Genomic DNA, 21,220 nt, shown 5'->3' with positions numbered 1-21,220 from the left:
TATGTCGGTATCGTTCATTTATCCATGCCGCATCATGCGGCGGTCCTTCTTCTCTTGGTGAGGCGGGTCAGTCTTCGGCATAGGGATCGGGCACGCCTAGAGACGCCAATATCTGGGTCTCGAGCCCTTCCATCTCAAGGGCTTCGTCGTCCTCGATGTGATCATAACCCAGAATGTGCAGGAAACCATGCACGATCAAGTGGGTGAAATGATGCTCGAAGCTCGTACCCTGCTCAATAGCTTCGCGCTCCAGCGTCTCGCGCGCAAGAATTATGTCGCCGAGAATGCCGACCACCGGATCGAAAGGCTCGATCTGCGGGAAGGAGAGCACGTTGGTCGGCGCATCCTTGCCTCGCCAGTCGCGGTTGAGCACCTGTTGCTCGGCATCGTCGGTGAGCAGGATCGATATCTCGGCCGCGCCCTTGACCTTGGCCTTGGACTGCTTGAGTGCTTCGAGCACTGCACGTTCGGCTACGGCGTCGAGTTCATCCGGCCAGCCGTCGGCATTGCGGGAAATGGCGATTTCGAGCGGGTATTTGGTCAGTTGCTGTTGCTTTCGGTCTTCCTGGCGCCGGCGGCCTCATAGGCCCGCACGATCCGGGCCACAAGGGCGTGGCGGACGACGTCGCGGTCGCCGAACCGGGAAATATGCACGCCCTCGACCCCGTCGAGCAGGTTGAGCGCCTCGACCAGCCCTGAGCGTTCGCCGCGCGGGAGGTCGATCTGGGTCGGGTCGCCCGTGACGATCATCTTGGAATTCTCGCCAAGGCGCGTCAGGAACATCTTCATCTGCATGGACGTGGTGTTCTGCGCTTCATCGAGAATGACCACGGCATTGGCCAGCGTACGGCCACGCATGAAAGCCAGCGGCGCCACTTCGATGACGCCGGACGTGATGCAGCGCTCCACATGCTCGGGGCGCATCATGTCGTAGAGCGCGTCATAGAGCGGGCGTAGATAGGGATCGACCTTTTCCTTCATGTCGCCGGGCAGGAACCCGAGACGCTCGCCAGCCTCGACGGCCGGGCGGGAAAGGATGATGCGGTTGATGTCGCCGCGCTCGAGCAGGCTCGCCGCGTGCGCCACGGCCAGATAGGTCTTGCCGGTACCGGCCGGGCCCACGCCGAACACCAGTTCGGCCCGGTCCATCGCGCGGATATAGGCATCCTGCGCCGGGGTGCGGGCAATGATCGTCGCCTTGCGCGTGGCGATCTGGGCCATGCGCACCTTGCCCTTCTTCTCCATGGTGGGAAGCGTGAGCTGGCTGTCCTCTGTCTCGATCATGCGGATGACGCCATCGACATCGGCGATTTCGACGGGCCGCCCTTCTTCGAGCGTGGCATAGAGCGACTCAAGCACGCGCCGCGCCTGGTCGACGGAAGAGACCGCGCCCTTGAGCATGACGTGATTGCCGCGTGGTGTCGCCTGCACGGCAAGTCGTTGTTCTATGAGCGCAAGATTCTGGTCGAATTCCCCATAAAGCTGGGAAACGAGCCGATTGTCTTCAAAAGCGAGTTCGAGTTGCGATGCGAGTGCGTTGTCGGCGGTCGGTGACAAGTGCCTGCTCAACCTGGTGTGGCTCCTGGGAGTCGTAGCGCGTATGGCGCGCCCGGACATAAACGAGGCTAGGATGATTTGGGTTCGATGTCTGTAGATAAATTGTGACACCGCTACGGTGCATAGACGTCAAGCGAGAGCCTTAGCCCGCGGCTGGCTATCGCCTCCAACAATAATGGCGAAATTTCTACGCCTTCATTCGTCTCGACCATGAAGAGACCGCAGAAAATGTCGCCGTGATAGCGGTTGGTCAATCTGACCCATTGGTCAGTATTTGCGGTCGAGGCATTCAAAAGGTCATGAAGCTGTCTAACAAGATCACCGGGCTCCGCGCGCGGGACTCTGTAGAGCCAGGCCCCCGTCCGGCGATAGCGCCGGTTTTCATCAGTGCTCCACGGATCGCCCTTCCGATACGCCCTTGAGGGCTCGATGCCCAAAATCGCGGTGATCTCTTGCGGTTCCAGCGTGTCACCGAAAAAACGAAGTGAGACGTAGGTTTCGCGAAGCTCCGCCATGTGGTCAAGCGGCCGCCTGTGCCACCAGCCTGCCAACCAGCGAATTGGGGCCGACATTGATAATTTCCACTTGTCGGACGCCCCCGATCATCTCCACGGCGCCGTTCAGATGTACGGCTTGAAGGTAGGGCGAACGTCCGCCCACCTGTCCGGCTTGTCGGCCGATTCGCTCGATGAGGACTGGGAGAGTGCGCCCCACGCATGATCGATTGAAGGCGCGCTGCTGCTCGGTGACGAGTGCCTGGAGCCGCGCCAGTCGTTCGGTCTTGACCTCTTCGGCTACCTGGTTGTCCATCGCGGCTCCCGGCGTGCCGGGGCGCGTCGAATATTTGAACGAGAAGGCGGAGGCATATTCCGCCTCGCGGATGATGGCGAGCGTCGCCTCGAAATCCTCGTCCGTCTCGCCGGGGAAGCCGACGATGAAATCACCCGAAAGCGCCAGGTCCGGTCGCGCCGCCTTGATGCGCTCGATCAGGCGCAGGTATTCGTCGCGATTGTGCCGGCGGTTCATGGCCTTGAGGATGCGATCGGAGCCCGACTGCACCGGCAGGTGGAGATACGGCATGAGTTTGTCGAGGTCGCGATGCGCCTCGATCAACGCGTCGTCCATGTCCCGCGGATGGCTGGTCGTATAGCGCAGGCGTTCGAGCCCAGGGATTTCGGCGAGCTTGTAGAGCAGTTCGCCCAGGCCCATGGCCCGCCCGGATTCGGTCAGGCCGTGATAGGCATTGACGTTCTGGCCCAGCAGCGTCAGTTCCTTGACGCCGGCTTCGACGAGGTTCCTCGCCTCGGCCAGCACCTGGCTCACGGGGCGCGACACCTCGGCGCCGCGCGTATAGGGCACGACGCAGAACGAGCAGAACTTGTCGCAACCTTCCTGCACGGTGAGGAAGGCGGTTAGCCCGCGCGAAATCGTGACTTCCTTCTTGGCTGCCGGCAGGTGCTCGAACTTGTCCTCGGGCGGGAATTCGGTGTCGATGACCTGTCCGTTGAGCGCCCTGGTCACGAGGTCCGGCAGGCGATGGTAGGATTGCGGCCCGAAGACGAGGTCCACGGCCGGCGAGCGGCGGATGATTTCTTCGCCCTCCGCCTGCGCCACGCAGCCGGCAACGCCGATCATCATGTCTTCGCCGGCCGCCCGGCGCTCGTCGCGCAGCTCCTTGAGGCGTCCGAGCTCGGAAAACACCTTCTCGGAGGCCTTTTCGCGGATATGGCAGGTGTTGAGCACCACCAGGTCCGCCCCTTCCAGCTCATTGGTCGGCACATAGCCGTGCGGCGCCAGCGCATCCGCCATGCGGTCGCTGTCGTACACGTTCATCTGGCAACCATAGGTCTTGATGAAGAGCTTTTTGGGCGCTGGGCTTGTCATGGGGCGGCGTCTTAGCAGGAAATGACCGACCGCGCCAATGGGAAGGGGTGCCGCAGCACCCCACCACGCGTCAGTCCGCCACTGCCGGCAGGGGGAGCCCGCGATTGAGTGCCACCAGCATGCGCCGCACGTCGCCCTCCGCCGCCTTGGCGATGGCCTTGCGGTCGTCGGTCGCCGAGATCTGGCGCGGCACGCCGAAAGCCAGGGTCACATCCTTGGTCGGGCCCGAGAGGATTTCGCGGATATTCTGCTTGACCGACTTGGACTTGATCCAGGCGATGAACGAGCGCTCGTTGCGCGAGACCGGCAGGCCCTGGAGCCGCGTATAGGCGACGGTCAGCGGCTGGATATAGACGTCGGTAGCCCCTGCCTCGGCCATGGCGTGCTGCGCCGCCCCGATCAGCGCCGAGCGGAACGGCAGCACATGCGTGCCGATGTCCGACTGTCCCTCCGCAAAGAGCAGCACCGCCGAGCCTTTGGCCAGATGTGCGCCCATTTCCCGGCTGGCGCGGCCCGCGTCGCTCCGTCGCTTGCGATCGACATAAAGCGTGCGCTGCAGCGAGGCCATGAAGCCTACGAACGGCCAGTCGCGGATTTCGCTCTTGGCCACGAACGTCACGTCGGCCACCGAGCCGATAGCGATGATGTCGGTCCAGGAAATGTGATTGGAGACCAGCAGCGTCGGCTTTCCCGTCTCGGGCTTGCCAACCACCGTCACCTTGAGGCCCAGGAACACGCAGCCGGTCTTGTGAAAAAGCCGTGGCAGGAAATTCCAGTCGAGCCCGAGCTTGGTGATGATCCATTGGCCGGGAATGCCCACCAGCATCACGGGTATGTAGACGAAGATGAAGAAGAGACTGCGGAAGATCACTTCTTGGGGCCTTTCTCGAGCGGCACCGCGTAGAGTTCGAGCCGATGGTCCACCAGCTTGTAGCCCAGGCGCTTGGCGATCACGTCCTGGATGGCCTCGATTTCCTCATTGCGGAACTCGATGACCTTCCCGGAGCGGATGTCGATCAGGTGGTCGTGGTGCTCGTCCGGAATGAGTTCGAACCGGGCACGTCCATCCTTGAAATCGTGCTTGGTGACAAGGCCCGCTTCCTCGAAGAGGTTGACCGTGCGGTAGACGGTCGAGAGCGAGATCCTCGGATCGATCTTGGAGGCGCGGTTGTAGAGTTCCTCGACGTCCGGATGGTCGTCGCTCTGCTCGATCACCTGCGCGATGACCCGGCGCTGGTCGGTCATGCGCATGCCGCGGGCAGCGCACTGCTCTTCCAGAGTTGCGGCATTGGGTGTGTTCATCATCGGCCCCTTTCGCTCGGGGTTATCCAAGATCGCGCGCCATGACAAGGGCAGTGGCCGCGCTGCCGTCGGGCCGTGGATAATAGCCCTTTCGCGTGCCGATCTCCGCAAAGCCGTGGCGGCGGTAAAGCTTGATGGCCGCCGCGTTCCCGGCATCCACCTCGAGAAACATCTTGCGCGCCGGCGACATCATCAGGTCCTCGAACGCTGCCTTGAGCAGGGCCGCGCCCACGCCTTTGCCGCGCCATTTCTTGTCGACGACAATGGTCAGCAGCTCCACCTCGTCGCCTGCCAGCCGCAGCATGGCAAAGCCCGCCATCCGGCGCTTGGCATCGCATGCCACCAGCACCGGCGTATTCGCCTCGATGAGATAGGCCGAAAAGTCCTCGCGCGGCCAGCCGCGGTAGAAGCCGCCGGCATGGAGCCTGGCCATCGCCTCGGCGTCCTCGATCTGGCCCGGCTCGATATGCAGCCCGCCTGGGGCCATCCAGAGTTTCATCATGGCTGCGGTTTCACGTGAATCACGGGGTCTGCACGCGGGCCACGCGCGCCTTTTCCTGCGGCTTGGCATCGGCGTCGCGGATATAGGCGGCTTCGGGCGGATAGGATGCAGGATCGAGCCCGGCGGCAAGCCGCGCCACCCTGGCGATATCGACAAAGGGCGATGCGATGATTTCGGCTCCTGCCGGAATCCGCGACCGTGCCGCGTCCATCGGCAGGATCGCGGCTTCGTCCGCTCCGATCCCTGGCCCCGAAAAGAGCTGGAAATAAGCCTCTCCACGTCGGGCATCGAGCAGCACCGCGACGGGGCGGCATTCCGCTGCCAGCGAAATACCCATAAGGCTCGGCACGCCAACGACCGGCACCTTGAGCGCCAGGCCCAGTCCGCGCGCTGCCGAAAGCCCGATGCGCAGGCCCGTAAACGAGCCCGGACCCGTCGTCACCGCAATGCGGTCGAGATCGCCATAGGCGACCCCATTCCGGGCCAGCAGTTTATCGATGCGGTCGAAGAGGATTTCGGCATGCCCCTGGGCGATCTCGTCGATGCTCGTATCGCAGGCATCGCCCGCAAGCAGCGCCAGTTGCAGGCGCGGCGCGGCCGTATCGATCGCAAGGAGGGCAGGGGCGTTCTTGGTCATGGGGGAGAGATAATCTCGCCCAACGTCAAAGTCGAGGTGGGCCCAGTTCGCTCGAACTAGACCTGCGCGACCTGTTCGACACCCGGCACGAAGTGGCGCAGCAGGTTTTCGATGCCGTTGCGCAACGTCGCCGTCGATGACGGGCAGCCGGAGCAGGCGCCCTGCATATGCAGGAATACCGTGCCGTCACGGAAACCCTTGAAGGTGATGTCTCCGCCATCCATGGCAACCGCGGGACGCACGCGGGTCGCCAGCAATTCCTTGATGACTTCCACGGTCTCGCTATCGGCCTCGTCGAAGAACTCGTCGCCCCCCTCGACTGCGCTTTCCGCCGTTTCGTTGTCGGCGATCACCGGCTTGCCGGAAAGGAAGTGCTCCATGATCACGCCGAGAATCGCCGGCTTGATATGGGCCCAGTTTGTCTCGTCCTTGGACACGGCCACAAAGTCCGAGCCGAGGAAGACGCCGGTCACGCCCGGCACTTCGAAGAGCGAGGTCGCGAGCGGGGAAATGGCGGCCGTTTCGGCCGTCCGGAAATCGCGCGGCTCGCCTGCCAGCACGTCGCGCCCGGGCAGGAACTTGAGAGTTGCCGGATTCGGGGTGGCTTCGGTCTGGATGAACATGGCGTCGGTCCCTGCGCAAAAGTACCTTTAGAACGCTTCTAAAATAGAGTCGCCCAAGGCGTTGCGCAAGGTATTTTGAAGCCCCGGCCTTGTCCAATGCACCGGACGCATGGAGGGGCCGTCCGGCGGCCATGCCCAGTAAGCCACGGATACTGCAGTCAGCACTAGCTGACCGCGACGATTTCCTCGTCGCTCATCGAGCCCGGCACCACTGTCACCAGCACGTGCAGCCGGCTATTGCCGGCAAAGTGCGCGATGAGCGCATTCGGCCCCTCGGCATTCGTCGCCGCCGCCAGCACCAGAATCGCAATGCCCGGATCCTGCTGGATCACCGCCTCGATCTGGTCGGCCGGCCGGCCTTCGCGGATCACCGTTTCGGTCTTGATCGCGCCGATCTCGGCAATGCGCCGCAGGCGCTTGGAGAGGTTCTGCTCGGCCTCTTCGAGCGCCTCGGCACGAAGCACGTCCTCCACGCCCAGCCCCTTGAAGCCCGGGGGTTCGAGCACAGACATCAGCACCACGGTGCCGCCGGTCCTGCGCGTGCGATAGGCCGCAAAGGTCACCGCCCGGTCGCATTCCTCGCTATCGTCGATGAAAACGAGGAATTTGCGCCGGTATTCGCCATCTATTTCAGCCAAGACGCCGCCCCCGTCGTTGTCCGTCGGATGCGTTCATAATTTCATTCCGCCGGTCGTCCCGCAAGGTCAGCGGATGAAACCGACGATGTTGCGCACTTCGCGCATCGTATCTTCGGCAATGGCGCGGGCCCGATTGGCGCCGTCGCGCAGGATACCGTCGATCGTCGCCGGATCGTTCACCAGCCGCTTCATCTCGCCGGAAACCGGGCCGAGGACGGAGACGGCCAGCTCGGCCAGGGCCGGCTTGAAAACGCCCCAGCCCTGCCCGCCGAACTGCGCCAGCACCTCGGCCTTGGACTTGTCCGAGAGCGCGGCATAGATGCCCACGAGGTTGTCGGCCTCGGCGCGCCCTTTGAGGCCCTCGACCTCGCTCGGCAGCGGTTCGGGATCGGTCGTCGCGCGCTTGATCTTCTTGGCGATGCCGTCGGCATCGTCGAGCAGCGAGATGCGCGACTGGTCGGACGGGTCCGACTTGCTCATCTTCTTGGTGCCGTCGCGCAGCGACATGATGCGTGTGGCGGGACCGGCGATCATCGGCTCGGTGGTCGGGAAGAATTCGGGGTCCAGCCCCTGTTCCTTGATCGAGGCGCTGTAATCGTTGTTGAATTTCTGGGCGATGTCGCGCGTGAGTTCGAGATGCTGCTTCTGGTCGTCGCCGACCGGCACGTGCGTGGCCTTGTAGAGCAGGATGTCGGCCGCCATCAGCGAAGGATAGGCGAGGAGGCCCAGCGAGACGTTTTCCGAGTTCTTGCCGGCTTTGTCCTTGAACTGGGTCATCCGATACATCCACCCGATGCGGGCGATGCAGTTGAACACCCAGGCGAGCTCGGCGTGCTGCATCACCTGGCTCTGGTTGAAGACGATGGCCTTCTTGGGATCGATTCCCGCAGCGATATAGGCGGCTGCGACTTCGCGCGTGGCGCGGCGAAGGTCGTTCGGCTCCTGCCAGACGGTGATGGCATGCATGTCGACCACGCAATAGATGCAGTCGTACTGGTCCTGCAGAGGCACGAAGCGGCGGATGGCGCCAAGATAATTGCCGAGGTGCAGGTCGCCCGAAGGCTGGATGCCGGAAAACACGCGCTGGGTGAAGGCCATTCTCAAGAGTCTCGTTATGGAAGCGGACGGATGGGCTTATCGCAAAAAGCGGCTGGAAAGCGCAAGGGGATGGATCAGGCCGGTCGACGCCGCAACCGCTTGAGCAATACGCCCAGCGGCTGTACGCGGGTCACGTGCACGAGCGCGAAATAAAGCGCCATGCCGAACCCGACAAGGAAACCGAGCGCAACGAGCTGCACCAGGATATTGGCGGCAAAGAGCGGCGCCATCAGCACCGCAAGCCCATAGAGCACACCAGCCATCAGGGCAGAAATCGCCACGATCACCGCATGGCGCCGCCACTCGGCGGCCGGCAGCACGAAATGGCTGCGCCGATAGAGGAAGAAGCCCAAGAGGAGCGTATTGACCCAGGCCGCTGCCGAGGTCGCAATGCCGATGCCGACATGCTGGAGACTCGGGAAAAGCAGCAGCGAGAGCACGATGTTCACCACTACCGAAATACCCGCGAAGATCGTCGGCGTCACCGTATCCTCGCGCGCGAAAAAGCCCGGTTGCAGCACGCGGATCAATACATAAGCCGGCAGTCCTGCCGCGAACCAGATCAGCACCTTGGCGGTCTCGATCGTGGCCGCATGGGTGAATTCACCGCGTTCGAACAGCACCTGCACGATCGGCTGCGCCAAGGCGATCAGCGCCGTCGCTGCCGGCATCGACAGCAGCATCGAAATCAGCAACGCCTGCGTCTGGGAAGCTTCGGCTTCCTTGAAGCGTTTGCCGGCCAGGTGCCGCGACAGCTCGGGCAGCAGCACCGTACCTATGGCGATGCCGATAATGCCCAGAGGCAGCTGGTAGAGCCGGTCGGCATAATAGATCAGCGCCATGGCGCTGGGGGCGCCCGAGGCGATGATGGTGCCCACGAAGAGGTTCACCTGCGTGATGCCCCCGGCAATGATCGCCGGCACCGCGCGAATCCAGAACCGCTTCACCTCGCTATCGAATTTCGGCCAGACGAATTTGGGCACGAACTTCGCCCGCCGGATCGCCGCATAGACGAAGGCGAGCTGGGCAACACCACCGGCGAGCGTACCGATCGACACCCAGATCGCCGTTTCGACATCGGTCTTGGGGGCCCCGATGATGAGCGGCGCCATGAAGACGATCATGACGATGTTGAGCAATACCGGCGCAAACGCCGCCGCCGTGAAGCGGTTGAGCGCGTTGAGGATGGCTGCGTAGGCGGCCATCAGCGACATGCACATGAGATACGGGAAGCAGATCCGCGTCAGCAGCACCGTGAGGTCGAACTTTTGCGGATCGTCGAGGAAGCCCGGCACGAAGGGGACCAAGATCCACGGCATGAAGATTTCGACGAGGATGGTGACCGCCGTCACCACCACGACCAACCAGGAAATGATGCGTGAGGCCCATGCGCGGGCGGGGTCTTCGCCCTCCTGCTCAAGCGACTTGGCAAAGAGAGGGATAAAGGCGGTGTTGAACGCGCCCTCGGCAAAAAGCCGTCGGAAAAGGTTCGGAAAGCGGAAGGCGGCGACATAGGCGTCGGCGGCAAAGCCGGTGCCCAGCACCGCCGCCACCAGCGCGTCGCGCACGAAGCCGAGCACGCGACTGCCGACCGTCCATCCGCCGACGCTCAGGAAATTACGGTAAAGGCTCACCGCGTTAGCCGTTCGCCATGAGCTGCTGCCGGCGTTCCTCGGCAGGCTTGGGGTGGAAAACCGTCAGCAGCCGGTCGCGTATCTTGTTCTGCCGCGCCTTGGAATCGATTTTGTGGCCCGTGAGGTCCGTCACATAGAAGACGTCTACCGCCTTCTCGCCATAGGTGCCGATATGGGCCGAGCCGATGGTGAGGTTGAGGTCCGAAATCTCGCGAGTCAGATCGTGCAGCAGGCCCGTCCGGTCGAGCCCGGACAATTCGATGACGGTGAATTTCTCCGAAAGCGCATTGGATACCAGTACCTCCGCCGGCACCGAGAACGGCTTGAGACGTCGGTTGTGGCGGCTTTCCTTGCCCAGGTCGATGAGGATCTGCCGTTTGCCCTGCAGCAATTGCTTGGTTGTCTCGATGATCCTGGTGGCCCGCACCTTCTCGTCTTCGTCGGAGGTAAAGGCCCGCCGCAGCCTGAACGTATCGATGGCGCGACCGTCGCGCGTCGAAAACACCTGCGCACCGATGATCGAAGCTTCGCTCATCGTGCAGGCCCCGGCGATCAGCGAGAGCAGCCGCGGATGGTCGGGCATGTAGAAGGAAATCTCGGTGATGCCCTCGAAGGCCTTGATGCGGATCGAGCCGGCAAAGGGTTCGCCCGCCCCGTCGGCCGCGCGGATCATCTTGGCATGCTCGATCTGGAGCTCGGGCTCCGCGCGCAGCCAGTAATGGTTGTAGTGCCGGGCCACATAGGCCTCGACATCCTCGGCCGGCCAGGAGGTGAGCGCGGCGGCCAGTGCATGCTTGGCCTCGGCTACGCGATGTTCCTGGGAAACCTGCGAATGCCCACCCGAGAGCAGCGGCTCGGTCGCGTAGTATAGCGCGCGGAGGAGCGAACCTTTCCAGCCCGACCAGACGCCCGGACCGACCGCCCGGATATCGCAGGCGGTCAGGATCATGAGCAGCGCCAGTCGTTGCGGCGACTGCACGACTTCCGAAAAGGCCTTGGCCGTTTCGGGATCCTGGATGTCGCGCGATTGGGCGACTTCGCTCATCACCAGGTGATGCTGCACCAGCCAGGCCACGGTCTCGGTTTCGGCGGGCGACAGTCCCAACCGCGGACAGAATTTTCGCGCGATGCGAGCGCCGGCGGTGGAATGGTCTTCCGGCCGCCCCTTGGCGATGTCGTGGAGGAAAAGCGCCACGTAAAGCAGCCGCGTATCGTTGAGATGCGGCAGCAATTCGTGGGTCAGCGGCAGCTCGTCGCGCAGGCCGCCATTGGCAATCTGTGCCATGACGCCCACGGCGCGGATCAGGTGCTCGTCCACCGTGTAATGGTGGTACATGTTGAACTGCATCAGGGCGACGATCTTGCCGAAATCGGGCACGAACTTGCCCAATACCCCGCTCTCGTTCATCTGCCGCAGGATGCGCTCGACCGAAAGCGGCGAGGTCAGGATGTCGAGAAAGCAGCCATTGGCCTTGGCATTGGCGCGCAGCTCGCCGTCGATGAGTCGCAGCGACCGCCGGATTTCCTTGATCGCATCGGGGTGGAACAGCAATTCGTGCCGCCCCGCCACGAGGAACATGCGGATGAGGTTGACCGGGTCCTTCGAAAACACATCAGGCGCCGCGATATTGAGCCGGCCGGTATCGATGATGAAATCCGGCTCGCCCTTGATCTTCTGCTTGCCCGAGCGGAACGGCGCCAGGACGCGCCCCACGAGGTCCATGTCCTTGACGTGGTTGAATTCGAGGCTGGCGCAGAAGATGCGCGTCAGGTCGCCCACATCCTTGGCCACGAGGAAGTAGCGCTTCATGAAGCGCTCGACCCCGAGCATGCCGACCCGGTCGGTATAGCCGAGCCTCGCCGCCAGTTCCGGCTGTACGTCGAAAGTCAGTTTCTCATCGGCGCGCCCGGTGAGGAAATGCAGGTTGCAGCGCACCGCCCACAAAAAGTCTTCGGCGCGCTGGAACTGCCGGTATTCCTCGGCCGAAAACACGCCCTTTCCGACCAGCTCCTCGGCCGTCTTGACCTGGTAAAAATACTTGCCGATCCAGAAAAGCGTGTTGAGGTCCCGCAGGCCCCCCTTTCCGTCCTTGATATTGGGCTCGACGACGTAGCGCGTATTGCCCATCTGGTGGTGCCGCTCATCACGTTCGGCCATCTTGGCGGCGATGAATTCGGGCCCCGTCTTGGGCATGATCTCGGTCTCGAACCGCTTGACCAGCGTATCGAAAAGCGGCCGGTCGCCGGTGAGATAGCGGGCTTCGAGCGTCGCCGTACGCACCGTCATGTCCGAGCGCGCCATGCGGATGCACTCATCCACGGAGCGGACGGCGTGACCGACCTTCTGGCCCAGGTCCCAGAGCATGTAGAGGATATATTCGGTAACCTGCTCGCCCCAGGGCGTCTGCTTGTAGGGCAGGATGAAAAGCAGGTCGATGTCCGAGCCCGGTGCCAGCGTGCCGCGACCATAGCCGCCTACGGCGGCCAGCGCGATATTCTCGGCTCCCGAGGGATTGTCCACCGGATAGACCCGGGTGATGGCATAGCCGTGGATGGCGCGGATGATCTCGTCTTCGGCGGCGGCGAGGTTCTGCGCGCAGCGCAATCCCTTCCCGCTCGCCCGCAGTTCCGCCTCGGCGCTCTGGCGCGCCTCGGCCAGGGATTTGCGCAGATGCGCCAGCACCAGCGCACGGGCCTCGCGCGACTTGGGCGAGAGATCGCCGACTTCCCTGTCGAGCTCGGCGATCAATACGTCTGCCGCCTTGGCGGCAAAGAGCGGTTTTCGCGGTCGAGATTCAGCTTCGGCGAGCGGCATCGCGGATTTTCTTGAACTCGTAGAGAATGTCGATGGCCTGTCGCGGCGTCAGTTCGTCGGGTCGAAGCTGGTCGAGCATGTCATTGAGGGGGTCAGCGCTGGCCGCTGGCATCTGTTGGGGCGGCTGGTGTGCAAACAGGGGCAGATCGTCCAGTACTAATGTCGGGGCTCCGGAAGAACGTGCCTCAAGCAGAGTAAGCACTTGCCGGGCGCGACGCAACACCGGCTCGGGCAGCCCTGCCAGCTTGGCGACCTGGATGCCATAGGAACGGTCGGCTGCTCCTTCGGCGACTTCGTGCAGGAACACGACGTCCCCCTCCCATTCCCGAACCTTCATGGTGTGGTTCGAGACTCTAGAGAGCGTCTTTGAAAGCGCGGTTAATTCGTGGAAGTGCGTAGCAAAGAGTGCGCGACACCCGGCCGTCTCGTGCAGCGCCTCGACCGTAGCCCAAGCGATTGACAGGCCATCGAAAGTCGCGGTGCCACGCCCGATCTCGTCGAGGATCACCAGCGAGCGGCGCGTGGCGCGGTTGAGGATCGCCGCCGTCTCGACCATCTCGACCATGAAGGTCGAGCGGCCATGCGCGATGTCGTCGGAAGCGCCGACGCGCGAAAAGACACGATCCACGACCCCGATATGCGCCAGCGCCGCCGGTACGTAGCTGCCGGTCTGGGCGAGAATGGCGATGAGGGCATTTTGTCGCAGGAAGGTCGACTTGCCGCCCATATTGGGCCCGGTCACCAGCCAGAGCTTGCCGCCGCCCTGCGCCTCGGTGCCCGAAAGATCAGCTTCGTTGGCGACGAAGGCGTTTCCATCCGCGGCCACCATGGCTTCGACCACCGGATGTCGGCCTGCCTCGATGCGGAAGGCCAGCGAATTATCGATCTGCGGGCGCGAAAAGTTACGCGTCGCCGCCAGATGCGCCAGAGCTGCATGCACATCGAGCTCGGCAAGCGCATCTGCCGTTGCGCGCAGGAGATCGGTATTGGCCAGAACGCTTTCGCGCAGCCGGTCGAAAATGCGCGCCTCGATCTCGAGCGAGGCCTCGTGTGCCCGGGCGATCCGCCCCTCTAGGTCGGCCAGCTCTCCCGTAGTGAAGCGCATGGCATTGGCCAGCGTCTGGCGATGGATGAACTGTTCGCGGTGCGGATCTTCCAAAAGTCGCCCGCCATGGGCCGCCGGCACTTCCACGAAATAGCCGAGCACGCCGTTATGGCGGATTTTGAGGCTCTTGACCTCGGTCTCCTCGATGAGCCGCGCCTGCAGCGCCGCCACCACCTCGCGGGTCTCCGAAGCCAAAGCGCGCTCGGCATCGAGCGCGTTGTCATAGCCGCGCCGCACGAAGCCGCCATCGCGTGCCAGCAGCGGCGGCTCTTCGTCGATCGCCGATCGCAACTCGGCCGCCAGCGCCTGTGGCGCTTCGTTGAGCGCCCTGCCGATGGCGACCAGCCCCTGGGGCGCTTCGCCCATCTGCCCCAGCCGTGCCGCAAGGTCGCCCGCCTGGCCGATGGCCGCGCCGATCGCATTGAGATCGCGCGGCCCGCCACGATCGAGCGCGAGCCGTGTCAGCGCCCGGGTAATGTCCGGCACCGATTTGAGCCCCGTGCGCAGCCGCTCGTTGAGCACAGGCTGGTCGAGCAGGGCCGTGACACAATCGAGCCGCGCATTGACGGCCGTCGGGTCGCAAAGCGGCGCCGCCAGCCGCCGCGCCAATAGGCGCGAGCCGGGCGGGGTGACGCAGAGGTCGATCTCGTTGAGCAGCGAACCTTTCCGCCCGCCGCGCTGGGTTTCGAGCAACTCCAGCGAGGAGCGCGTGGCCTGGTCGATGGCCATATGCCCCGCCACCCGCTCGGCCGTCGGTGCCCGCAGCGCCAGTGCCGTGCCCTTCTGGCTGTCGAGCACATAGGCAAGCAGCGCGCCCAGCGCTGCTCGCGACGGTCGCGAATAGGCGCTAGGGTCGACCACCTCCGCACCAAAGGCGCCAACGATCCGCTCGGCCGCCTTCTCGCTGTCGAAGAGATCGGGGTCGACCTTGACCAGCAGCCCCGCGGGCAAGATCACATGGTTTTCCGCCAGCGCCATGCGCGTAGCTTCGCTCGCCAGCAGTTCGACTGGATCGATGCGCGCCAACTCGTCTGCGACCACATTGGCCGGCAGGTCGATCACCGCCGTCTCGCCGGTCGATACATCCGCCCAGGCCAGCGCAAAATCCGCTTCCCCGTGCCGCACCATCGAAAGCGCGGCAAGGAAATTGGAGGCGCGCGCCGGCAGCAGGTCGTCTTCGGTCAGTGTGCCCGCTGTCACGAGCCGCACGACGTCGCGCTTCACCACCGATTTGGAGCCGCGCTTCTTGGCTTCGGCCGGGTCTTCCACCTGCTCGCAGACGGCAACGCGATGGCCCAGCGCAATGAGTTTTTTGAGGTAATCCTGCGCGGCATGGATCGGCACGCCGCACATCTGGATGTCTTCGCCCAGATGCTTGCCGCGCTTGGTCAGCACGATGCCCAGCGCCTGGCTGGCGATCTCGGCGTCCTCGAAGAAGAGCTCGTAGAAATCGCCCATGCGGTAGAACAGCAGGTAGCCCGGATTGATCGCCTTGATCTCGAAATACTGCGCCATCATCGGCGTCAGCGCCACGGGCGCGGCGGGGGCGGACTGGGAATCGAAGGGCGCCTGATCCATGAAACTGCAATTTAACCGGAGGAAGGGAGCAAGTTAGGGCACTTACCCCCCAAAGTGAACCGGTTGCGGCCCGGTTTTGCCCGAAAATCTCCGGCATGAAGCGCCGGCGGGAGTGCTGCCGCCGGCGGCGCTGTCAATCGTAGCGGTCGCTGGGGTCGTGCTGCGGCCGATAGAGGAAATAATCGAAATCGGCCGGGCTGGCGGTGCCGTTGAGGTCGTGGGCCGCCATGCCGACAAAGGCACCGGTGAAGCTGCCATGCTCGGCATGCCCGCCGCATTCGTCCGAGAGGATCGAGGCGTCGAGCACCGGCCCGATAGGCTGTAATTCCTGGCCCTCCAGCGCATAGAAAAACTGCAGCGCCGCTCCGCGAATGGTCAGCGCCAGCCTCACCTTCCCCTCGTTCGGTATCTCGACCGGCGCCCCCGGGAACTTCAGCTTCCCATCCGGAAAGCTGGCCTCCGAAGACATGATCAGCAATTCGCGCTGCCCATCCGAATGCGCCGTCACTGCCAGATAGAAGAAGTTGTAGCGCCCGTAATAGGCCACGAGCCCCGCCATGGTGCGCTCGTCGGTCGCCGCGAAGTCGACCATCGTCTCCGCGTCGTAGGAAAAGTGCGTCTGACGACGGGCAACGAGCGCCTGTTCGAACCACGAGCCGATGGACTCGCGCCCGAAAAGGCGCAGCTTGCCGTCTTCAAGCCGGAAGATGCGCTCGGTCTCGGGGGTGCGCAGCCACTGGAAATCCTTGTCGAGCGTGCCCTCGAACGTATAGCGGTGCTCGGCCCAGTATTTCGCTTCGTCACGTGTCCCCGGCACTTCGACTTCGAGCGCCGGCACGTTGGTGCCGTGCTTGAGCCAGAGCCAGTCGTCGTCCCGCCATTCGGCTTCCTGGATCGCCGTCTCGCGGCCCAGGACGCAGCGGCGCTTCTGGGTGGTCGGCCTGCCGGTGAGATGAACGATATAGGTCTTGCCATCGGGCGTCTCGACCCAGTCGCCATGCCCGGCGCGCTGCAGCTTGTTGAGGGGGCTGTCCTTGGCGGTGACGACGTATTTTTCCGGGTGCGTCTCGTAGGGGCCGTCGATCGAGCGCGAGCGCGCAAAGGTTATCGCATGGTCGTAGCCGGTGCCGCCTTCGGCGGTCATCAGGTAATACCAGGGCCGTCCGTCCTTGCCGTTGCGCTTATAGAGGTGCGGGCCCTCGACAAGCTTCAAGTCCGTGCCCTTGTAGATGTTCTTGACCGGCCCCACGAGCTTTTGCGCCTTGTGGTCGTATTCCTGCAGCGCAATGCCGGCAAAGAGCAGCGGGCGCACGCGGTGGTCCCACAGCATGTTGACGAACCACTTCCTGCCGTCGTCGTCGTGGAAGAGCGAAGGATCGAAGCCCGAGGAATTCATGTAGATCGGGTCCGACCACGGCCCTTCGATCGAGGGCGCGGTGACGAGGTAATTGTGCGCGTCCTTGAACGAGCCGTCCTTGCGCTTGACGTCGGTATAGATCAGCCAGAAGAGCCCATCCGCATAGGAAAGGCAGGGGGCCCAGATGCCGCAGCTATCGGGATCGCCGCGCATATCGAGCTGGCTTTTGCGCGTGAGCGGGCGCGTCACCAGCTCCCAATTGGCCAGATCGCGCGAATGGTGAATCTGCACGCCCGGATACCATTCGAAGGTCGAGGTGGCGATGTAATAGTCCTCGCCGACGCGCAGGATGGACGGGTCCGGGTTGAAGCCGGGCAGGATGGGGTTTGTGAGCTTGGGCATGAGCCGTTTCCGAAGGCAAACCCTCCCGCGCGGAACGCGGCGGGAGGGTTTTTCAGGGTCAGACGAAGCGGTTGATGAGGTTTTCGAGGTATTCCTGCTGGCCCGAGCGCGGCTGGGGATCGAGGTTTTCCTTCTCGACCCGGGCGGCCAGGTCATCGAGCGAGCGCTGGCCCTTGAGGATGGCCTGGCCCTCGGGCGTCTGCCAGCCGGCATAGCGGGCATCGACCGCCTTGTCGTAAGTGCCGTCCTCGATGATGGCAGCGGCGGCCTTGAGTGAGCGGGCGAGAACGTCGAGCCCGCCGACATGGCCGTGCAGCAGGTCGGCCGGGTCGAGCGACTGGCGGCGCACCTTGGCGTCGAAATTGAAGCCGCCCTTGCCGAGGCCTCCGTTCTTCAGGATCTGGTAGAAGGCCAGCGTCGTCTCTGGCACCGAGTTCGGGAACTGGTCGGTATCCCAGCCCGATTGCAGGTCGTTACGATTGGCGTCGACCGAGCCCAGGATGCCAAGCGAGCTGGCCACGGCCAGTTCGTGCTCGAAGGAATGGTTGGCCAGGAACGCGTGGCCGACCTCGATATTGCACTTCACCTCGTTCTCGAAGCCGTACTTCTTCAAGAACCCATAGACCGTGGCGACGTCGAAATCGTACTGGTGCTTGGACGGCTCCTGCGGCTTGGGTTCGATAAGGATCTGGCCGTCGAAGCCGATCTTTTTGGCGTGGTTGATGACGAGGTCGATGAACCGCGCCATCTGGTCCATTTCCTGGCCGATCTTCGTGTTGAGCAGCGTCTCGTAGCCCTCGCGGCCGCCCCAGAGCACGTAGTTGGAGCCGCCCAGTTCCTTGGTGATCTCGAGCACGTTCTTCACCTGTGCGGCGGCATAGGCGAAGACATCCGGGTCCGGGTTGGTGGCGGCGCCCGACATATAGCGGCGGTTGGAGAAAAGGTTGGCCGTGCCCCAGAGCAGGCGCGTCCGGCTCTTTTCCATCTTGCGCGCAAAAATCTCGGCGATGGTACGGACGTTCCTGTTGCTCTCGGCGAGTGACGCGCCTTCCGGGGCGATGTCGCGGTCGTGGAAGCAGAAGAAGGGGATGTCGAGGAGATCAAAGAGCTCGAAGGCGACGTCGGCCTTGAGACGGGCGTGATCCATGGAATCGCCGAACCAGGCCCGGTCGAAGGTGCGGCCGCCAAAGGGATCGCCGCCTTCCCAGGCAAAGGTGTGCCAATAGGCGACGGCGGGGCGGATATGGTCTTCCATCCGCTTGCCCATCACCAGCTCGTCCTTGTTGTAGAAGCGATAGGCGAGCGGGTTGGAGCTCTGCTTCCCCTCAAACTTGACCGGGCTGATGCCCTTGAAAAAATCGGTCACGAACGTGCCTCCTCGATAGGTTCGTAAAGGGCGCGGTAGCGCGCATATTGCTTGGCATAGGCATCGGCGAGCGCCGCATCGGGCTCGACGACGGATTTGATCGCCGGGCGGGTCATGACCGTCGCCGGATCAGCGCCTTCGGCCGCGCACAGCCCCAGCCGCGCCGCGCCGAACGCGCCGCCGTAGTCGCCGTCATGGGGCAGGGCGATCGGCATGTTGAGATTGGTCGCCAGCATCCTGAGCCACAGGTTCGATTTCGATCCCCCGCCCACGGCCAGGAGATGATCGATCTGCGTTCCGGCGTCGCCCAGCACCCGCTGGCAGTCGCGGAAGGCGAAGGTGACGCCCTCCATCACCGCCTGCGCCAGCCGCGCCGGATCGGAAAGATGCGACAGCCCGACGAAGGAGCCGCGCGCATTGGCATTGTTATGCGGCGTCCGCTCGCCCGAGAGATAGGGCAGGAAGATCTCTTCGCCCGGCCCGGCGAACTGCGCCTCTGCCTCGCTCGCGAGCTTGGCGGCATCCTGCCCGGTGACCCTGGAAAGCCAGTTGAGGCTGTCCGTGGCCGAGAGGATCACTCCCATCTGGTGCCAGGTATCGGGGATGGCGTGGCAGAAGGCGTGCACGGCGCCTGCCGTATTGGGCCGGAAGCGGTCATTGGAAACGAAGAGCACGCCCGAAGTGCCTAGCGATACGAAACCTTCGCCCGGCCGGATGGCGCCGATGCCGCAGGCCGAGGCGGCGTTATCGCCACCACCGCCCGCCACCACTACGGGGCCGGCAATGCCCCAGCGTTTGATGAGTTCGGCCTTGAGATCGCCCGATGGTGCGCTCCCCTCGACAAGGCTAGGCATGTGCGAGCGATCGAGACCCGTGGCCTTGAGCAGGGCGTCGGACCAGTCGCGCTTGCCGACATCGAGCCAGAGTGTGCCCGAGGCGTCCGACATTTCCGAGACGAACGCGCCCGTCAGCAGGAACCGTACATAATCCTTGGGCAGCAACACCTTGGCGGTGCGGGCAAAGATCTCCGGCTCGTGCTTGCGCACCCAAAGCAGCTTTGGCGCCGTGAAGCCGGGCATGGCGATATTGCCCGCGATCTCGCGCAGCCGCGGCTCCGCAGCTTCCATCTCGGCGCATTCGGCAAAGGAACGCCCGTCATTCCAGAGAATGGCCGGACGCAGCACCCTGTCGTCCTTGTCGAGCAGTGTGGCGCCATGCATCTGGCCGGAAAGCCCGAGTCCGCGCAGCGCCGACATCTCCGATTTGTGCTCGGCGGCAAGCTTGTCGACCGCCACCAGCAGCGCCGTCCACCAATCCTCCGCCTTCTGCTCGGACCAGCCGGGTTTGGGCCGTGACACCTCGAGTGGCGCCGAGGCCTCGCCGAGCAGTTTGCCCTTCTCGTCCATCAGGATCGCCTTGACCCCGGACGTGCCGATATCGATACCGAGGTAAGTCATGAGGCACGTACCTCAAAACTGGTAGAACACGTCATCATCCCCTCCCGGCCTCTTGTCGGACCAATCTGATGAACGGAAAACGGCGCTCCCGAAGCGAAGACGAAAGCTGCCTTGCCGCCCTCTTAGCGCAGATTGTCGCGCAGGAAAATCCCGATTGCAATTGGTGCCGCCAGCCGCGCGCCGTCCTCGACCCGCAACGCGCCCGAAGCATGCTGTCGCGCCGCCGCGATGGCCGCGCGGATCTCGCCCTCCGGGTCCTGGTCCAGCACCACGTCGATGGCGCCGCTCGCCAGCCCTATGCTGGTCGAAGGCGTCAACTCATGCGCGATGACGCGCAGCGAACCCGCTCGTCCGGCACCCTCAAGCGCCCTGATAAGCCCGATATTGCCGGCCCCAAGGTTGTAGAGTCCCGCCAGATCGGGATGCGCCGACAACAATTGCTGCACAACTTCCCCCGTCTCGCTCGCCTCGTCGTGCCCTTCCACCGGTCCGACGGCCACGAGCCCGGGAAACTCGGTTCTCAACACGGCCACGAACCCTTCGAGCCGCTCCCTGTGGTCGCGCAACCCAAGCGAGCCGGCCACCACGCCGACCTTGCCGCCCTGCGGCAGGAACCGCCCCAGCAGCGATGCCGCCGTGCGCCCCGCCGCGATATTGTCGATGCCGATAAAGGCCCGCCGTACCGAACCGGGCAGGTCCGACACCAGCGTCATCACCGTGATGCCGCGCCGCGTCGCCTGCTCCACCGCCTGCTGCACGGCGGCGTCTTCCGTGGCCACGATCACCACGCAATCGCAGCTCTGCGCCTCAAGCGCATCGAGCTTGGCCACGAGATCTCGGGAATCGAGCGCCCGGATCGGCGTCGAGGTAATCCCGACCCGCTCCGCCGCGGCCTGCCGAGCCTGTCGGCCGATGGCCTCTTCGAGCCGCGCCATGAATTCGTTGCTGCCCGAGGGAATGAGAAAGCGGATATTGAGGTCTCTGGCCCGCGCCAGGAGCGAGGCTGATAGATCGCGGCTGAAGTCGAGCACCTGGATGGCGTCCTCGACCTTGCGGATCGTCTCGGGCCTTACGCCCGGCCGCCCGTTGAGCACGCGGTCGACCGTCGCCAGCGACACGCCCGCCTGCCGCGCCACGTCATGAACGGTTGCCCGCCTGCGTCCCTCGCCGTCGTTCACGCCGTCCCCCTCTCCCTGTCCGGCGACACTTAACCCATGAGGCACGCCCGTCAACTGCCGCGTGTTTCCCGAAAAGTTTCCCTCTCG

18 protein-coding genes are annotated in these 21,220 nt (G+C 63.9%); all 18 read right to left on the bottom strand.

Annotation, left to right across the window (positions count from 1 at the left end; genetic code table 11):
* Positions 1 to 67: 67 nt before the first annotated feature.
* On the bottom strand, positions 68 to 460 hold the full coding sequence (gene ybeY, locus JNE37_RS08245; RefSeq protein WP_343073231.1) for an rRNA maturation RNase YbeY: 393 nt from the start codon (positions 458 to 460) through the stop codon (positions 68 to 70).
* Positions 461 to 540: 80 nt separating this feature from the next.
* The gene (locus JNE37_RS08240; RefSeq protein ID WP_035090153.1) at positions 541 to 1,617 is read right to left on the bottom strand and encodes a PhoH family protein; all 1,077 of its coding nucleotides are present in this window, start codon (positions 1,615 to 1,617) and stop codon (positions 541 to 543) included.
* A 53-nt stretch (positions 1,618 to 1,670) separates the two neighbouring features.
* Positions 1,671 to 2,072, bottom strand: coding sequence for a DUF4279 domain-containing protein (locus tag JNE37_RS08235; RefSeq protein WP_203065914.1), 402 nt, complete (start codon positions 2,070 to 2,072; stop codon positions 1,671 to 1,673).
* Positions 2,073 to 2,076: 4 nt separating this feature from the next.
* Positions 2,077 to 3,441: a tRNA (N6-isopentenyl adenosine(37)-C2)-methylthiotransferase MiaB gene (gene miaB / locus JNE37_RS08230; protein ID WP_203065913.1), complete on the bottom strand. Its 1,365-nt coding sequence runs from the start codon at positions 3,439 to 3,441 to the stop codon at positions 2,077 to 2,079.
* Between the two features lie 70 nt (positions 3,442 to 3,511).
* On the bottom strand, positions 3,512 to 4,312 hold the full coding sequence (locus JNE37_RS08225; RefSeq protein WP_052015334.1) for a lysophospholipid acyltransferase family protein: 801 nt from the start codon (positions 4,310 to 4,312) through the stop codon (positions 3,512 to 3,514).
* The gene (locus tag JNE37_RS08220) at positions 4,309 to 4,743 is read right to left on the bottom strand and encodes a Fur family transcriptional regulator (protein WP_035034088.1); all 435 of its coding nucleotides are present in this window, start codon (positions 4,741 to 4,743) and stop codon (positions 4,309 to 4,311) included. Before JNE37_RS08220 ends, JNE37_RS08225 begins: the two co-directional genes overlap by 4 nt.
* 22 nt (positions 4,744 to 4,765) lie before the next feature.
* Complete coding sequence (gene rimI / locus JNE37_RS08215) at positions 4,766 to 5,245, bottom strand: ribosomal protein S18-alanine N-acetyltransferase (RefSeq protein ID WP_052015333.1); 480 nt, start codon at positions 5,243 to 5,245, stop codon at positions 4,766 to 4,768.
* Between the two features lie 19 nt (positions 5,246 to 5,264).
* Positions 5,265 to 5,882: a tRNA (adenosine(37)-N6)-threonylcarbamoyltransferase complex dimerization subunit type 1 TsaB gene (gene tsaB / locus JNE37_RS08210; RefSeq protein ID WP_203065912.1), complete on the bottom strand. Its 618-nt coding sequence runs from the start codon at positions 5,880 to 5,882 to the stop codon at positions 5,265 to 5,267.
* A 56-nt stretch (positions 5,883 to 5,938) separates the two neighbouring features.
* A complete protein-coding gene (locus JNE37_RS08205) occupies positions 5,939 to 6,505 on the bottom strand; it encodes a NifU family protein (RefSeq protein ID WP_035033784.1) in 567 nt (188 codons plus the stop codon).
* A 164-nt stretch (positions 6,506 to 6,669) separates the two neighbouring features.
* On the bottom strand, positions 6,670 to 7,143 hold the full coding sequence (locus tag JNE37_RS08200; protein WP_035033783.1) for a universal stress protein: 474 nt from the start codon (positions 7,141 to 7,143) through the stop codon (positions 6,670 to 6,672).
* A gap of 66 nt (positions 7,144 to 7,209) precedes the next feature.
* The gene (gene trpS, locus JNE37_RS08195; protein ID WP_203065911.1) at positions 7,210 to 8,241 is read right to left on the bottom strand and encodes a tryptophan--tRNA ligase; all 1,032 of its coding nucleotides are present in this window, start codon (positions 8,239 to 8,241) and stop codon (positions 7,210 to 7,212) included.
* A gap of 74 nt (positions 8,242 to 8,315) precedes the next feature.
* Positions 8,316 to 9,875, bottom strand: a complete 1,560-nt coding sequence (gene murJ / locus JNE37_RS08190) for a murein biosynthesis integral membrane protein MurJ (RefSeq protein WP_203065910.1) — start codon at positions 9,873 to 9,875, stop codon at positions 8,316 to 8,318.
* 4 nt (positions 9,876 to 9,879) lie between these two features.
* Positions 9,880 to 12,690: a [protein-PII] uridylyltransferase gene (locus JNE37_RS08185; protein ID WP_203065909.1), complete on the bottom strand. Its 2,811-nt coding sequence runs from the start codon at positions 12,688 to 12,690 to the stop codon at positions 9,880 to 9,882.
* Positions 12,671 to 15,373 (bottom strand): DNA mismatch repair protein MutS, encoded by a 2,703-nt coding sequence (mutS, locus tag JNE37_RS08180; RefSeq protein ID WP_211200055.1) that lies wholly within the window; start codon positions 15,371 to 15,373, stop codon positions 12,671 to 12,673. The genes JNE37_RS08185 and mutS overlap by 20 nt, the downstream gene beginning before the upstream one ends.
* Positions 15,374 to 15,506: 133 nt before the next feature.
* Positions 15,507 to 17,132, bottom strand: a complete 1,626-nt coding sequence (locus JNE37_RS08175) for a glycoside hydrolase family 43 protein (RefSeq protein WP_203065908.1) — start codon at positions 17,130 to 17,132, stop codon at positions 15,507 to 15,509.
* A gap of 58 nt (positions 17,133 to 17,190) precedes the next feature.
* Positions 17,191 to 18,498 (bottom strand): xylose isomerase, encoded by a 1,308-nt coding sequence (gene xylA / locus JNE37_RS08170; protein WP_203065907.1) that lies wholly within the window; start codon positions 18,496 to 18,498, stop codon positions 17,191 to 17,193.
* The gene (xylB, locus tag JNE37_RS08165) at positions 18,495 to 19,955 is read right to left on the bottom strand and encodes a xylulokinase (RefSeq protein WP_203065906.1); all 1,461 of its coding nucleotides are present in this window, start codon (positions 19,953 to 19,955) and stop codon (positions 18,495 to 18,497) included. The genes xylA and xylB overlap by 4 nt, the downstream gene beginning before the upstream one ends.
* A gap of 122 nt (positions 19,956 to 20,077) precedes the next feature.
* A complete protein-coding gene (locus JNE37_RS08160) occupies positions 20,078 to 21,133 on the bottom strand; it encodes a LacI family DNA-binding transcriptional regulator (RefSeq protein ID WP_203065905.1) in 1,056 nt (351 codons plus the stop codon).
* Positions 21,134 to 21,220 lie beyond the last annotated feature (87 nt).

Source organism: Paradevosia shaoguanensis (genome assembly GCF_016801025.1).
Lineage (GTDB): Bacteria > Pseudomonadota > Alphaproteobacteria > Rhizobiales > Devosiaceae > Paradevosia > Paradevosia shaoguanensis.
This window is presented reverse-complemented; position numbering and strand designations above follow the sequence as displayed.

What these genes read in the sequence shown, in the direction of transcription:
- JNE37_RS08240 (WP_035090153.1), bottom strand. Translation starts at nt 1,617, where the DNA reads ATGTCCGGGCGCGCCATACGCGCTACGACTCCCAGGAGCCACACCAGG.
- JNE37_RS08235 (WP_203065914.1), bottom strand. Translation starts at nt 2,072, where the DNA reads ATGGCGGAGCTTCGCGAAACCTACGTCTCACTTCGTTTTTTCGGTGAC.
- miaB (WP_203065913.1), bottom strand. Translation starts at nt 3,441, where the DNA reads ATGACAAGCCCAGCGCCCAAAAAGCTCTTCATCAAGACCTATGGTTGC.
- JNE37_RS08220 (WP_035034088.1), bottom strand. Translation starts at nt 4,743, where the DNA reads ATGAACACACCCAATGCCGCAACTCTGGAAGAGCAGTGCGCTGCCCGC.
- rimI (WP_052015333.1), bottom strand. Translation starts at nt 5,245, where the DNA reads ATGATGAAACTCTGGATGGCCCCAGGCGGGCTGCATATCGAGCCGGGC.
- tsaB (WP_203065912.1), bottom strand. Translation starts at nt 5,882, where the DNA reads ATGACCAAGAACGCCCCTGCCCTCCTTGCGATCGATACGGCCGCGCCG.
- JNE37_RS08205 (WP_035033784.1), bottom strand. Translation starts at nt 6,505, where the DNA reads ATGTTCATCCAGACCGAAGCCACCCCGAATCCGGCAACTCTCAAGTTC.
- trpS (WP_203065911.1), bottom strand. Translation starts at nt 8,241, where the DNA reads ATGGCCTTCACCCAGCGCGTGTTTTCCGGCATCCAGCCTTCGGGCGAC.
- JNE37_RS08185 (WP_203065909.1), bottom strand. Translation starts at nt 12,690, where the DNA reads ATGCCGCTCGCCGAAGCTGAATCTCGACCGCGAAAACCGCTCTTTGCC.
- mutS (WP_211200055.1), bottom strand. Translation starts at nt 15,373, where the DNA reads ATGGATCAGGCGCCCTTCGATTCCCAGTCCGCCCCCGCCGCGCCCGTG.
- JNE37_RS08175 (WP_203065908.1), bottom strand. Translation starts at nt 17,132, where the DNA reads ATGCCCAAGCTCACAAACCCCATCCTGCCCGGCTTCAACCCGGACCCG.
- xylB (WP_203065906.1), bottom strand. Translation starts at nt 19,955, where the DNA reads ATGACTTACCTCGGTATCGATATCGGCACGTCCGGGGTCAAGGCGATC.